13 protein-coding genes are annotated in these 14,026 nt (G+C 38.2%); 5 read left to right on the forward strand and 8 right to left on the reverse strand.

Translation table 11 applies throughout. From position 1 onward, the window contains the following. On the forward strand, positions 1-751 hold a 751-nt coding region (locus tag V7201_RS16245; protein WP_438825062.1), incomplete at its 5' end, for a hypothetical protein. A gap of 136 nt (positions 752-887) precedes the next feature. Here V7201_RS16245 and V7201_RS16250 read toward each other — a convergent pair. After that, on the reverse strand, positions 888-1,439 hold the full coding sequence (locus V7201_RS16250) for a GNAT family N-acetyltransferase (protein WP_335377800.1): 552 nt from the start codon (positions 1,437-1,439) through the stop codon (positions 888-890). Positions 1,440-1,628: 189 nt separating this feature from the next. Then, positions 1,629-2,012: a VOC family protein gene (locus V7201_RS16255; RefSeq protein ID WP_335377801.1), complete on the reverse strand. Its 384-nt coding sequence runs from the start codon at positions 2,010-2,012 to the stop codon at positions 1,629-1,631. 415 nt (positions 2,013-2,427) lie between these two features. On the opposite strand from V7201_RS16255, the gene corA reads away from it, so the two are divergent. Continuing rightward, positions 2,428-3,378, forward strand: a complete 951-nt coding sequence (gene corA / locus V7201_RS16260) for a magnesium/cobalt transporter CorA (protein WP_335377802.1) — start codon at positions 2,428-2,430, stop codon at positions 3,376-3,378. A 71-nt stretch (positions 3,379-3,449) separates the two neighbouring features. Here corA and V7201_RS16265 read toward each other — a convergent pair whose 3' ends face one another. From V7201_RS16265 to V7201_RS16275, 3 genes are all read right to left on the reverse strand, one after another. Next, positions 3,450-3,629: a hypothetical protein gene (locus tag V7201_RS16265; protein ID WP_335377803.1), complete on the reverse strand. Its 180-nt coding sequence runs from the start codon at positions 3,627-3,629 to the stop codon at positions 3,450-3,452. Next, on the reverse strand, positions 3,622-4,752 hold the full coding sequence (gene spoIIP / locus V7201_RS16270) for a stage II sporulation protein P (protein ID WP_335377804.1): 1,131 nt from the start codon (positions 4,750-4,752) through the stop codon (positions 3,622-3,624). Before spoIIP ends, V7201_RS16265 begins: the two co-directional genes overlap by 8 nt. Positions 4,753-4,852: 100 nt before the next feature. Next, the gene (locus V7201_RS16275) at positions 4,853-5,791 is read right to left on the reverse strand and encodes a magnesium transporter CorA family protein (RefSeq protein ID WP_335377805.1); all 939 of its coding nucleotides are present in this window, start codon (positions 5,789-5,791) and stop codon (positions 4,853-4,855) included. A 668-nt stretch (positions 5,792-6,459) separates the two neighbouring features. On the opposite strand from V7201_RS16275, the gene V7201_RS16280 reads away from it, so the two are divergent. Together V7201_RS16280 and V7201_RS16285 are read left to right on the forward strand one after the other, a co-directional pair. Next, positions 6,460-7,845 (forward strand): alkaline phosphatase, encoded by a 1,386-nt coding sequence (locus V7201_RS16280; protein ID WP_335377806.1) that lies wholly within the window; start codon positions 6,460-6,462, stop codon positions 7,843-7,845. A gap of 68 nt (positions 7,846-7,913) precedes the next feature. After that, on the forward strand, positions 7,914-8,585 hold the full coding sequence (locus V7201_RS16285; RefSeq protein WP_335377807.1) for a DUF4352 domain-containing protein: 672 nt from the start codon (positions 7,914-7,916) through the stop codon (positions 8,583-8,585). Between the two features lie 51 nt (positions 8,586-8,636). Here V7201_RS16285 and V7201_RS16290 read toward each other — a convergent pair whose 3' ends face one another. From V7201_RS16290 to V7201_RS16300, 3 genes are all read right to left on the reverse strand, one after another. Next, positions 8,637-9,206 carry a GNAT family N-acetyltransferase gene (locus V7201_RS16290; RefSeq protein WP_335377808.1) on the reverse strand — a complete coding sequence of 190 codons (570 nt, stop codon included), beginning with the start codon at positions 9,204-9,206 and terminating at the stop codon, positions 8,637-8,639. Positions 9,207-9,512: 306 nt separating this feature from the next. Next, the gene (locus V7201_RS16295) at positions 9,513-11,021 is read right to left on the reverse strand and encodes a hypothetical protein (RefSeq protein ID WP_335377809.1); all 1,509 of its coding nucleotides are present in this window, start codon (positions 11,019-11,021) and stop codon (positions 9,513-9,515) included. Next, on the reverse strand, positions 11,008-11,541 hold the full coding sequence (locus V7201_RS16300) for an RNA polymerase sigma factor (protein WP_335377810.1): 534 nt from the start codon (positions 11,539-11,541) through the stop codon (positions 11,008-11,010). Before V7201_RS16300 ends, V7201_RS16295 begins: the two co-directional genes overlap by 14 nt. Before the next feature lie 235 nt (positions 11,542-11,776). Between V7201_RS16300 and V7201_RS16305 the strand changes: the two genes are divergently transcribed. Further along, positions 11,777-13,894, forward strand: coding sequence for a transglycosylase domain-containing protein (locus tag V7201_RS16305; RefSeq protein WP_335377811.1), 2,118 nt, complete (start codon positions 11,777-11,779; stop codon positions 13,892-13,894). Positions 13,895-14,026: the final 132 nt, after the last annotated feature.

Genomic DNA, 14,026 nt, shown 5'->3' on the forward strand with positions numbered 1-14,026 from the left:
AAAGCGAAGCGCCTGGAACGAAAATCAACAGTCTTGTTTAACAGAGCCTAACCATAAAGGAGAAGATATCGTGAGAAAACTATTTTTGCAAGTGATCGTGATAATAATGGCCATTGGTATCGGGCTTCCCCAAATCACAGCAAATGCTGAGGGAAACGAAAGAGCTCATCAGCATTGTAACTGGCACGCAGTTGCACAATTAAAGGGCGGGATGAGAAAGCTTTGGATTGACCACGTGATGTGGACGAGGGATTATGTTAAAAGCAACCTGGCTGGCGTGGAGGATCAGGATCAAGTACTAGCCCGACTAATGAAAAATCAAGAGGACATCGGAAATGCCATCAAACCGTACTACGGTGATAAAGCAGGAAATAAGTTAGGATCCCTATTAAAGGATCATATCGCCATTGCTGGAAAATTGGTTGTAGCCGCGAAAACTGGTGATCAGGCAAATTTTAAAAAATATAATACTGAATGGTACAAAAATGCGGATGATATAGCTAAATTCCTTAGCAGTGCAAACCCAAATTATAATGAAAAAGAACTAAAAGAAGCTTTGTACATTCATCTGCAATTTGTTACTGATCAAGTAACGGCAAGATTGAAGAAAGACTGGGGTGCAGATATTACTGCCTATGACCAGGGGGAAGATCACATGGTAAAATTTGCAGACACTTTATCAAGAGGGATAAAAAAGCAATTTCCGGAAAAATTCCAATGTCAGCGAAAACATGGAATGAAGAAAAAATAGTGAGAAGATAATTTCGATTAACAGGGCACGAAAAAGTAAAAATATCCGTGCCCTTTTCCTTTATGAAGCAATTACGCGTTCTATTAGAATTTCTTGAACTAGAATTTTCAAAGTAAACTCGTCAAGTGGCGGACGTTTACCTCTTTTTATTTTGCCAGTCTACTGCTAATAAACTGTATGTAATAAGGTCCTCAAAGTGGTCATATAACCATTGCCCATCCCTTGTGACACCTTCAGAACAGAAACCTAACTTTTCGGGGATTGCCTTACTTTTGGTGTTATTAACGGCACATTGAATTTGAACCCGATTCAGTTTCATTTTAGTGAATAAGTAATCCAATAAGGAAGAAATTGATCTTGAGATGATGCCCTTACCCTGTGCATTTTCTGACAAAAAGTAGCCAATGCTCGTACTCTTGTTTTTCCAGTCGATGTAGTGAAGTCCTATCATCCCTACTAAATTCCCATTATACCGAATACCCGCATCAAAGCCATTATTATCAGCGTAATTTCTAATCCAAATGGGGATGATTGGTTCAAGGTCTTCAGCAGCTTTTCTTTTATCCACCCATAGCAGCCATTTCCTAAGATGATCACGATTATGATCGATCAATGCATATAATTCTTCCTTGTGATGCTGTTGCATTAATTCAATTTCGATTTCTTCATCGACTTTAAATGAAAACATCCATGTTCCCCATTTCGAATTTTTAATAGATTATACCTTATAGTGGAAGATTTTAGTATGGTATTTCCATAGAAAAGCTCTGATAAAATGAATGTCGCGATTTAACTCAAGAACAAAGTGATCATGTAAAGTCTATAGATATCTTCTGGATATTAGGGTTATTCCCTATGATAGAATGCGACTTGTATTTTATGGAGCAACCAGCTCTACTTTTATACGATCAGGATCTTCAAAAAATACCGCATAGTGATCTGCACCACCTGCGAAAGGATGCTTGTCCATATAAAGGATGGGAATGCCCATATTTTTTAGTTTCCGTGTTATATCGTCCACTTTGTCTCTTGACTGCGCATGAAATGCAAGGTGATTCAATCCTATTTGTGACCTGTGATATCCAGCTTCAAGAAATCTCTCTTCTGTTTGAACGAAGACAAGGTATGTATTTTCAAATTTCCAGCTTATCCCTCTATCCCACTTTTGAAATTTTTTATAATTCAATTCAGATAGAAACCATTCCCAAAATTTAGTCGTTTTGCTTAAGTCCGAAACATTCATTTCTATGTGATGCAGCATTTATTTCCTCCTTTATTAGCAATTAGTTGCATTGATAGGTTAATTTCTGGAAACAATAATGTAAAATCCGTGAAGGAGTTCCTTCTTAATTATAATACCAATAGTTAACATGATTTACCTTCGTTTATTCCTCTAAAAACAAAGAACAGGGTCTTGAAAAAAAAAACGACACGGTTTCCATATTTACAATGAAAAAATTAATGTTTCAGAAAAATGGAACTCATTGCTGAAAATAGCATTGTTCAGTATTTCCATCAACCCCTTTTTTCTCGATATTATATTTCCATTTATCTTATTGTAGTAACTTCATGTTGGCAGAATATCTGTTAAATGATCAAGATTCCCCAGTGGCTCTTGCTGTTCATTCTTGGCAAATTTTTATAAGATAAAAAGAAAAAGCTTATCAGGAGACGATATGATCAGAAGCATTGCAATTAACCAGTCCAATGAAATAAGGACTGGCATGAGTATACCTGAATTGATATCAGGCGATTATCGCTGGTACTGGATTGACTTTAGTGAGCCCACTCCAGATGAAATAGAATTTCTGAAAGAGCCGCTCAGGTTCCATCCTTTGGCGATCGAGGATTGCATACACACGCTCCAACGGCCAAAGCTCGATTATTACGATGATTATAACTTTTTTGTTGTTCAGGCACTTAACGCTGATTCAATGAATAAAGAAGAGGTCGATTTATTTTTGGGCACAAATTACATCATTACCTTTCATATGGAAATGAATCGCGAAATCGATGATGTATGGAGCAGGCTGGAACTGACTGGAACGCCTGATAACTGGGATCCTTCGCTTGTCCTTTATCATGTTATAGATAAGATTGTAGATAATTACTTTCCTCTTGTGTATAAGATCGAGGATTTATTAAATGAGATTGATGAAAATTCGTCTGGACGGTCAATGGAAGAATTACTTGAAGATTTATTTGATACGAGGCATGAGCTGTTATCATTAAGGCATACAATTACTCCTATGCGTGACCTTGTTTATCGGATGATCAATTCTCACAGGCTGGCAGATATTTTGGCCAGAAAGGAATACTTTAATGATATTCATGATCATTTATTAAGATTGGGAGAAAAAGTTGAGGCCAGCCGCGAACTTACGACTGATATTCGGGACAGTTACCTTTCCATGAATTCACATGAAACAAATAGGGTTATGAAAGTTCTTACCGTAATCACAACGATTTTCATGCCTCTTACCTTCATTGCTGGAATCTATGGAATGAATTTTGAAAATATGCCTGAACTCAGCTGGGAATATGGCTATTTCGGTGCATTGTTCACGATGTCTATCATTGGTCTTACAATGTTTTTATGGTTCAGGAAAAAGGGCTGGTTTAAATAGTAGAAAGCTGTAAAATGAAAAACCATTGCAGGTGCCTTCCACGGCACCTCAATGGTTTTTTGGGGTGAAGTTTACTCACTAGTCCCATCTTCGTTCACTTCTAAATAGTCGTCAATCAGACTTTTACAAACCAAAGCAAGTCCTGCCAGGAAAAAAGCAATCGTAACTGTCAGGGTAAAAAATAAATAGGACATTAATGTAGTTGCACTCATCAAAATCAGCCAAAAATACTTTTCAAGATTATTAGCCATTTACTTTTTCAGCCTTCCAATAGATTTGGCTGATCGCTTCTGCTAATGCTTCTACGGTATTTTTTAACTCCTTCATATTATTATCCACACCGCCTACTTCGACAACTAATGAGTTTCCGCTTAGGTCCTGATTGTAAACTCCGTCTACACCTATCCCTTTTTTAGGCAAAACGCCTTTGCTTATACCAGGATAATTTTTATTCAGAAACTGATGCAGTTCATTGGCAAATTTTACGTTTCGCTGAAAGTTCTTATTTTCTTCTCCTATGACAAAAACAAGTTTTGCATATGGTTTATTGTTGATGAGTGCAGTTGTGGAATCTTTTCTGAAAGAGTCACGGTGCAGGTCGATGAAATATTCCAGTCGATCGTTAGCAGCCATCGCACTTTTAACTAAAGTTCTAGAGACATCATAAGATTTTGGGGAAAGCCATCCCTTTTTATTCAGCTCCTGGCCAATATTTGTCTTATCAACTGTTGCACCTATTCCCCTTCTCTCTAACTCCTTCCCTAGCAGCTCTCCTACTATGGTGATATTTGTTTTACCATCCACCGCATCGTTCTCATTCTCTGCTCCGTCTAGCCCGAGTAATGGCAAATAAGATTCCCAGCTATGTGTGTGATAGATGAAGACGGTTTTTTCAGAAGGAGGAGCACCAGTTGGCCCATTGCCACTGTTCAGCTCCTTCAATTCATTAGCAGCCATGTTTCTTTCCTGCAGCAAAACATCCATAGGTGGAGCTGATTCGTTCGGTATATCTGTAAAATCAACACCTTCATCCGCTATCAGGAAGTTCGAATCAAAAGACATGAACCCAGGAATTTCACTCCTTACCAGGCTCCTCAGGTCATTCATTTCAATATTCGTAATAAGCTTAAAACCTGTTGAAATGACAGAAAAATCGGGATTAGCTCCTGATAATGCATGTCCAATCAATGGGTTTTCATAGCTGATAATCCTAAGGAATATATCGGCTCCAATATTTCCATTTACCTTGAATTTAAAAAATGTAATATTTGACGATGAAATAAATCCAGCAACCAGAAACAAACTAAAGATACAAACAATGATGATTAAACCGCTCACCATCTTCTTATAAATATTGAATAAAATGGTACTCATCGCATCACCCTAATCATTTTGCTTACCAAATGAATATGTTAATAGAGAGATTTTTAGACTAAAAAACGCCTGGACATGGATGTCCAGACGCAGTTCAATATTAAAAATATTTCTTTTTCCAAAAAACGAATGCTGTTAATCCAGCAAGGAAAACCGCTAGGCTCAGGGCGAAAAAGAAAGCCATGGGATGATGCTGGAATGGCAAGTTGACATTCATGCCAAAAAAACTGGCAACCATGGTCGGGAAGGAAAGAATAATTGTAATGGATGTCAAAAATTTCATGACCATGTTAAGATTGTTTGAAATGATAGAAGCAAACGCGTCCATCATCCCGCTTAAAATGGAGCTGTAAGTTTCAGCCATTTCAATCGCCTGTGTATTTTCGATAATGACATCCTCAAGAAGATCCTTATCTTCCTCATACATTTTCAAGTAATTGAAACGCATGATTTTCGCCAGTACAACCTTATTGGACTTCAAGGAAGTCGTAAAGTACACAAGACTCTTTTCCAGTGCCAGGAAAGCGTACAATTCTTTATTCTTCATTGACTGATGGAGCTCTCGTTCTATTTCATTAGTCTTTTTATTGATCTGTTTCAAATAGCGTAAATAATAGATGGAAATGACATATAGGATTTGCAGCGCAAACCTTGTCTTTTTAAAGGTGAAGAATTCCTTCACTCTATTGCTTTTAAATTCATTTAATACCGGTGTCTCTTTTAAGGACACTGTAATAATGCAGCCTGTAGTCAGAACAATGCCGACTGGAATCGTTTCGTATATTGGAAACCCAGATTCATCGTGCGTAATGTATGGATAGTCGACAATGATGTAAACATTGCCATCTTCTTTTTCGATCCTCGGCCGCTCTTCATCATCAAGTGCGTCACGGATGAAATCGATAGCAATACCAGTTTCATTAGCTACCCTTGTGATTTCTTCTTCAATTGGGTGTACCATGTTCACCCAGCAGCCTTTGGAAATCTCCTCTACCGATTCCAACTGCCTCGCTTCATTGCTTTTAAAAATCTCAAGCATTCTACCAACCTCCTCATTTCTTATTGAGGAAGCCAACTACCTTTTACAAGAGTTGATAGTCTTGCAGCATTCAATAATATCAATTCTAAGAGATGATCGACTTCCCCGCGCCTTTCGGGATCAGGCTCTATTGAATAACCCAACAATACCAACTCCTCTCTTTTTTCACCTCTTACATCTTACCCCTGCTTGCTTAAAAGTACAATCTTATTTTCCTTCAAAACTACTTTTAAAAAAAGACAGATACTGGACATCAGTTCCTATCTGTAAATATTTTATACAGCCGAGTTTTTTCGCCATGACGTAATATGAAATATTAGCACAAATAACCAACTTCCTTCTTTAAGATTGTATCAATACCTAACTCCTTCATTTGGAATTTCGGGCGGATTTTAACTTTGATTTTTCTATTCTAAAAAACACATCTTTTGTCATGAATGTTATGAATTTTTACTCTCTCGTCGATTTTTCCAATACTATCACTCTACAAATATTTTCATTTGAGCTTCCGATAGATAATTCAATAGTTCTACTATGCGTATCCTGCTATGTAAATAATCTCATACACTGCCCCATTAAATAGAATGTAAATCTTTGTTAAAAAATGAAATTTTCTAAAAATATACTATAATGAATCTTGAAATCTAGCAATTGGAGGGGATAAGAAAATGCAGAAGAACCTTAAAAAAAAGCTTATACCTTTTGCAGTCATTTCTTCATTGGCGATAGGAAGCCTGGCGGGTACTTTTACCGCTGAAGCTAAAGGGAAACATCATCACGATGGTCCTGAAATTAAAAATGTTATTTTCATGATTGGGGATGGTATGGGGCCTGCTCATACCTCTGCCTACAGGTATTTAAAGGATGATCCAAGCACAAAGTATGCAGAGAAGACAGAGTTCGATAAATATCTTGTCGGTCAACAGTCCACCTATGCAGAGGATCCTGAGCAGAATATTACAGACTCCGCATCCTCCGCAACAGCTATGTCTGCTGGTGTAAAAACATATAATGCAGCTATTGCCGTTGATAATGACGAGTCGGAAGTTAAAACGGTTTTAGAAACCGCAAAAGAAAAAGGTAAAGCAACAGGACTTGTTGCTACCTCTGAAATTACTCACGCTACACCCGCATCATTTGGTGCACATGACGTACATCGCAAAAATATGAATGCAATAGCAGATGACTATTATAATGAATTGATTAATGGCCAGCATAAGATTGATGTTCTTTTAGGCGGAGGAGCCGATCTTTTTGACCGGACCGACAGAAATCTTATCGAGGAATTTAAGAAAGATGGGTATAGTTTTGCTTCAACTAAAGATAAGATGCAAAAAGACAAAAATGGGAAAATCCTAGGTCTTTTTGCTCCAAGAGAACTTCCAAAAATGATCGACCGTACTGAAGATCATCCTTCTCTTGAAGATATGACAAATTCAGCAATTCAAAGACTTAATAGAGACAAAGATGGCTTCTTTCTGATGGTTGAAGGCAGCCAGATCGACTGGGCTTCCCATGATAATGATATAGTGGGTGCTATGAGCGAAATGGAAGATTATGAAAAGGCTTTCAAAGCAGCTGTTGAATTTGCCAAGAAGGATAAGCATACCCTTGTCATCGCAACTGCTGACCACTCTACCGGTGGATTTACGATCGGTGCAGATGGCATCTACAACTGGTTTACTGAACCAATCAAATCCTTCAAAAGAACCCCTGACTTCATAGCAAAAGAGATTGCAGGAAATGCGGATGTGGAAGATACGCTTAAAAAGTACATCGACCTTGATTTAACAGACGATGAAATCAATTCAGTCAAAAAGGCAGCTGAATCAAAAAAAGTGCTTGAGATTGATAATGCGATTGAAGCGATCATAAACAAACGATCAAATACAGGCTGGACAACAAGCGGGCATACAGGTGAAGATGTTAACGTTTATGCTTTTGGTCCAAGCAGAGAGCGCCTTGCTGGAAAGATTGAAAACACTGATCTAGCCAAGCATGTTTTCAGCTTATTGGAAAAAGGAAATAAAGAAATTGTAATTGAAGACAAATAACTTTAAACAAGTTTCCCCTTCCCTCACCGGCAGGGGAAACTTGTTTAATTCAGGCTGGTAGGTGTCATATGAGAAATTTTTTTATTGTTTTGCTGATTTTCACGTCCCTTACAGGTTGTACTCAGGAAAAGGATCAAAAGGAGACCTCGGATCAAAAACAAAGTGCAAATCCTCTAACAAATCAATCTGAAGAGAAAAGTCCTCCTTCCAGAAAGGAAGCCAGTGAGTATGTCCCAAATCCTCAGGTAACAGATGATCGCCAGCTAGTCGTGGTGGGCAATACTGTGTCTGATGAAAAAGGCGATGTCGAATTAATTGCTTATAAAAAGTTAGGAGATAAAGTTAAGGTTGGACCATTGGAATTGACGATTAAAGAAGCAAAAGTCATTCATTATCGCCCTTCATATAGTATGGTGGACTTTTATCACAGCTACACTCATGAGGAGAAGTTTGATTTTGTAAAAGTTTTCGTAGAAGTCGAGAACACTTCTGATCAATCATTGAACTTCGCTCCAATTGCTCAAATAGATACAGACCTTGGTGAGCAAAGAACCTGGGAAGAAGAAATCTACCTGGAAGAACTGAATGGTCCATTCGAACCTGGAGAAAAAAAAGCAGGTAACCTGGGGTTCATTATTGAAAAATCAGATATCAAAACCTTTAACATCACCACAAGTAAGGTTATAGATAACAATAAAAAAGAATTAAATAAAGAAAAAGTGATAACAGTGAAATTTTAAACGGCATGGATATTAATATCCATGCCATTATTCTTTTAGGTGAGTATAATGTTATTTTATAGACACATACTCTTCCTGGATAATGGAATACATCTTCAAATCCCAGTGTTTCCCTTTGATGAGCATCCCTTTCCTAATAATGCCTTCAAAGCTCATTCCAGCCTTCTCCATTACTCTCTCGGATCCGATATTTTCAACAAAACATCTTGCCTGAATACGGACTAAATTCATTTTTTCGAAACCGAATCTGATCAGTTCTTTCGCTGCTTCTGTTGTAACCCCTTTTCCCCAATACTCGCGGGCAATGACATAGCCAATTTCAGCAAATTGATGATGTGTATTCCATGAGACGAAGTCTATCGTACCGATTAATCTTCCTGTTTCTTTGTACTGTATTCCCCAAGGGGCAATTCTCCCAGCCTCATACTGGTCTAAGATAAAATCGATAAATTCTTTCGTATCCATCAGTGTTTGATGCTGGTTCCAAGTTACATATCTTGATACCTCTGGATCTGAACCATATACAAACATGTCCTCTGCATCTTCAACAGTAATTTTCCTGAGTAAAAGTCTATCTGTCTCTAGTATCGGTAAGTCACTATAAATCTCTGAGACTTCCATATGAATGCACCCCCAATGATCTTTAAATTATAATAGCTTAACAATCTGCAAATATGCAATAATTACCATTGGAGATGAACGGGAATAAAGAATTCCTTATTTTAAGTTGACATAATATTATTATGTTAACTTTTTTACAAAAAATAGAGGTTCGGAATTTTCTTTTCCCGAACCCAATTTTAATTTTTACCATTATATTAACTTCAACTCATAAGTCCAATATAATTGGTCATGTGTATTCATGAAGAAAAGTAAACAATCCTTACCCACTGATGAGTTTTTTTCATTCCTTTCCTCCTGACTTTTTTATTGAATTGCCATAAAAGCCACCTTCCATATGCCATCTGGATCCTTTATCATCCTGAACCCTTGAGATCCATTTGCATTTTCAAAGCTTATATATCCTTCAAAATCGCTTGTTTTAACAAACTTTCCATTCTGGATGCCACCAAGAGCAGACAGTTTTTGTGCAGAAGTTGTCCGGTCGCTTTCGCTGAATTTAATATGCTCTTCTTTTGACCACATAACGTATTCTGGTCTTGTCGTATATAATGCATATTCCGTTTCTGCATCTCCATCAATACCTGCCTGTACGTATAGCTTTGCAATACTTATTGGAGATAAGTTTTTCAAGTTATCGAGATCATGATCAAGTTTAAAGAAGTTATAAGCAGTTTTTTCCTCTTCTGTCAGCTGGAATGCTGTAGTGTCATAGAGGATTTCCCCTGCTTTTTGTTCCGTTTCTGTCATCGTTCCGTCTGGTCTTAAAGTCTTTATCATCACTCTTCCTTCTTGAGTATAGAAGATGGACATTTTCAATGCTTTATTTTCTGGTGACCAGCCAATTGAAAATAGGACGCCGATTTTTTGGTTAATAAGATTTGGAAAGTCCACCATGAAATCTTGATCAAGGTTGCTGATTGTTCCTGGCTCGACCAAATATTGATAAGTCCAATATATCTTTGTGCCATCTTCTGCATCCGTATTTTCATACTCGTTAAATTCTGTACCAAATATCTCTTTAACTGCGTCCTTTGATAAACCAATTTTGAAAGCCTTTTCTATAAAAGCCACCTTTTCCTTCACCAATTGATCTTTTTCCTCATTGAGATCAGCTGGAGATACTGCATCACTAATTTTTAGGTCCTTTGAGTCCCAGTTTTGAATTAATAAGCGCCTTCTTACCTTTTTGCCCGTTTCTGATTCAATATAGGAGTAACTAACAATTAAAGTATCGTTTTCATCTGGATAAACGGTTTCTAATGCCAGAGTTGAAAAATCTGCATTTTGATAGTACTTAATAACTTCCTCAACAGGCTGGTCATAAAATTCAAAGATTAGTTTTTCTTTAAGATAGTCCTGGTCTCCCTTTTCTAAAGCATTGAAATAGTAAATGAGCTCCTGTGCAGGTGTTTGAGCGCCAACAACTTTAACCACTTGTTGATAAATGGTTTGGTATGCGTCATTATGAGCTATTAATTGATCAATATTTCGTTCCTTTTCATTAACATTTTCGTCTTTATTGTTATCTTCACTAATTACTTCTGTTTTATCAGCAACCTTCGATTCTTCTTGATTTGTATTCAACCCTATGAATGATGCTGTTAAAACTGAGAATATGATTACGGTCATTGCCATTGGCACAAGAATCGGCCATTGCCATTTAGGTTTAATGTTCTGTTCTAGTTTATTTTGTCCCTCGGTGATTTCAGTCCGGAGCTTTTCTACAAAGTTCTCATCTGGCTCAATGTCTGGTCTGTTCTTCAAAGGCGCGAGGAATTTTTGGTCAAACGACGCGTGTTTACGATTGTCCATCTTTCAATCCCCACCCTTCTTCATCTTTTAATATCTGCTTTTTCAAATGCTGCAGGGCCCGATGGTAATCCACACGAACCTTCGACTCACTGCAGCCAAGGATCTCTGCAGTTTCTTTGATGCTAAGTTCCTTTAACCCCCGTAAGATAACAACGGTCCTGTACTGATGTTTTAGTTTTAACAAAGCGTTCTGAAGTTCCGTCCATTCGCCTTTTTGAATCAGCAATTCTTCTGGTGTTACGGAGTCTTTCTCCTTATCGAAAACCCATTCAGGAAACAGGCTTACAAACTTCCTTTTTCGGTGCAAATCCATTGCAGTATTTCTTGCAATAGAAAGAATCCAGGTTTTTAGCTTTTCTGGTTCCTTTAAGCTTGAAATCGACTTCATGATTTTTACGAATGTTTCTTGTGTAATATCTTCGGCTTCCTGTTTGTTATTTGTATAATATAGCGCGAAATGATAGACATCCCGATGATAACATTCATAAATTTTATTTATATTAAGCCTGTTGTCTTCCACGTATCACTCCCCCATTCCGTAATAAGTCGCTCAACTTCATATTTTGTTTCAGTTTTATTTTAATTTTTTTCTTTTTCTTACAAATACTAATAATCAAAGCTGCATTTGGCAGAAAGGCTTCCGCTTTTGCTGAAACGGGAAAATCATTTATAATATAAAGATAAATTCGGTTCCTAACCTTATTTTACCAGCAGAGAAAACTACACAAAAGCTTCATTTTAAAAGGAGAACGACTATGCAGTTATTAAAGCGGTTTTGGGAGGCTATTGTCCGATTTTGGAAGAGACGCCACCTAACACAAATTTTGTTATTGATCTTATTAGTTTTTATCCTACTTTCCATTCTATGGTTTGCCTTCATTGCAAGCAGAGCCAATGTCCAATCATTAAAGGATGGACTTAGCCAGGCAACTGTCCTTTATGACAAAGACGGCGATGAAGCAAGCAAGCTTGCGACAAATAGGACTGGCGGAATTTCAATTAAAGAAATTCCTGAATATGTACCGAATGCAGTCGTTGCGATTGAAGACGAACGTTTTTATAAGCATGGTGGTTTTGATATTAAAGGTATTGCCCGTGCCTTCTTTGGCAATTTATTCGCAGGCAGGATAACCGGCGGCGGCAGTACGCTTACTCAGCAGTTAACTAAAAACGCACTGCTTTCACCTGAACGAACTTATAAGCGCAAGGTAGAAGAATTATTTTTAGCTGTCGAACTTGAAAAGGTATATACAAAGGAAGAAATCATTGAAATGTATTTGAACCAGGTATATTTCGGCAGCGGGGCTTTTGGTATTAATAACGCAAGCAAAAAGTACTTCGCCAAGGATGTTAAGGATGTAACGATCAGTGAAGGTGCGATGCTTGCCGGCCTTCTTCATGCTCCTTCAGCACTAGATCCGTACAATAATTATGATGGTGCAATGAAACGCAGGAACGTCGTTTTAGCTAAAATGAAAGAGCAAGGCATGATTTCTGATGAAGAATATAAAAAAGCTAAAAAAGAGAAAATCGAACTTGAAGATGGCGGTGGAAGCCTCGCAGATCGTAAGTATCCATCTTATGTTGACGCAGTTCTCGATGAAGCGACAAGCAGATACGGCTTGACGCAGGATGAAATTATGACGAGGGCCTACCGTATTTACACAGAATTGGATCAAAATCTTCAAACTGGTCTTGATAATGTGTATACCAAGGACTATCTGTTTCCAGATCGTGCAAGTGATGTGCTTGTACAAAGCGGCTCGGTATTACTTGACCCAGCTAACGGTGGTGTACGTGCATTGGTTGGCGGCCGTGGGGAAAAAGTGTTTCGAGGTTTCAACAGGGCTACTCACTTAAAGGCCCAGCCGGGATCAACGATGAAACCGCTGGCCGTTTATACACCTGCCCTTGAGGAAGGCTATGACTACGATTCAATGCTAGTAGACAAGAAGATGAGTTTTAAGAACTACAGTCCAAAAAACTTCTCTGACACATACCAGGGAGAAGTCCCGATGTATAAGGCGATTGAGAAGTCAATCAATCTCCCTGCGGTCTGGCTGTTAAATGAAATCGGCCTCGAAAAGGGAATTGATTCAGTACGAAGGTTTGGAATCAAGGTTGAAAAAGAAGACCAGAATCTGGCGCTGGCTTTAGGCGGAATGCATAATGGTGTCTCCCCTCTTCAAATGGCTGAAGCTTATTCCGTTTTTCCAAATGGGGGTAAGCGGCATGATGCTCACTTGATAACAAAGATAGTTGGTCCTACTGGCAAGATCATTGCTGAGCATGACGGCTCTACAACAAGGGTCACATCAAAAGGAGTAGCAAACGAAATGACTTCGATGCTTCTGAATGTTGTGGAGACTGGTACTGGAAAAGGTACAAAGTTAAATGATGCCCAAATCGCAGGAAAAACGGGTTCTACGCAGCTTCCTTACGCAGACATTAACGGAACAAAAGATCAATGGTTTGTTGGCTATACACCAAACTTGGTTGGTGCAGTGTGGCTCGGTTATGATAAGACAGATCGTGAACATTATCTGTCAAGCAGCAGTTCAAAGGATGTTGTTAAGATTTTCCGTTCAATTATGGAAGAATCCGTACCACATATCAAACCTGAGGAATTCGATGTCGAATCTGTAAACACTCGCATATCTGGCAAAACGATTGATTATAAAGAAACAGAACAAGCAATCAGAGAAAAAGCGTCTAAGCTTGAAAAGGAATTAAAGGAGCGGGCAGGCCAGGTTGAAGACCGATTAAGAGATGAAGCGCCAAAATGGAAGAAAGTTTTAGAACAAATGCAAGAAGACGCCGGCAAGGCTGGCGCTAAGGTCATAGACAAATTAAGGGATTGGCAAGGGCAATAGAATTGAGAAAGAGCAGCCATTTTTGGCTGCTCTTAGACTGTAGACAGGCTCGATAAAAATCGAGCCTGTCTACAGTCTTTTTTTGTTTGGAGAAGAATTAGGGCTATTGGTGACCTTTTTTTCCAGTTTCTG

Origin of the sequence: Bacillus sp. JJ1122, from assembly GCF_036964885.1 — a bacterium.
GTDB lineage: Bacteria > Bacillota > Bacilli > Bacillales > Cytobacillaceae > Mesobacillus.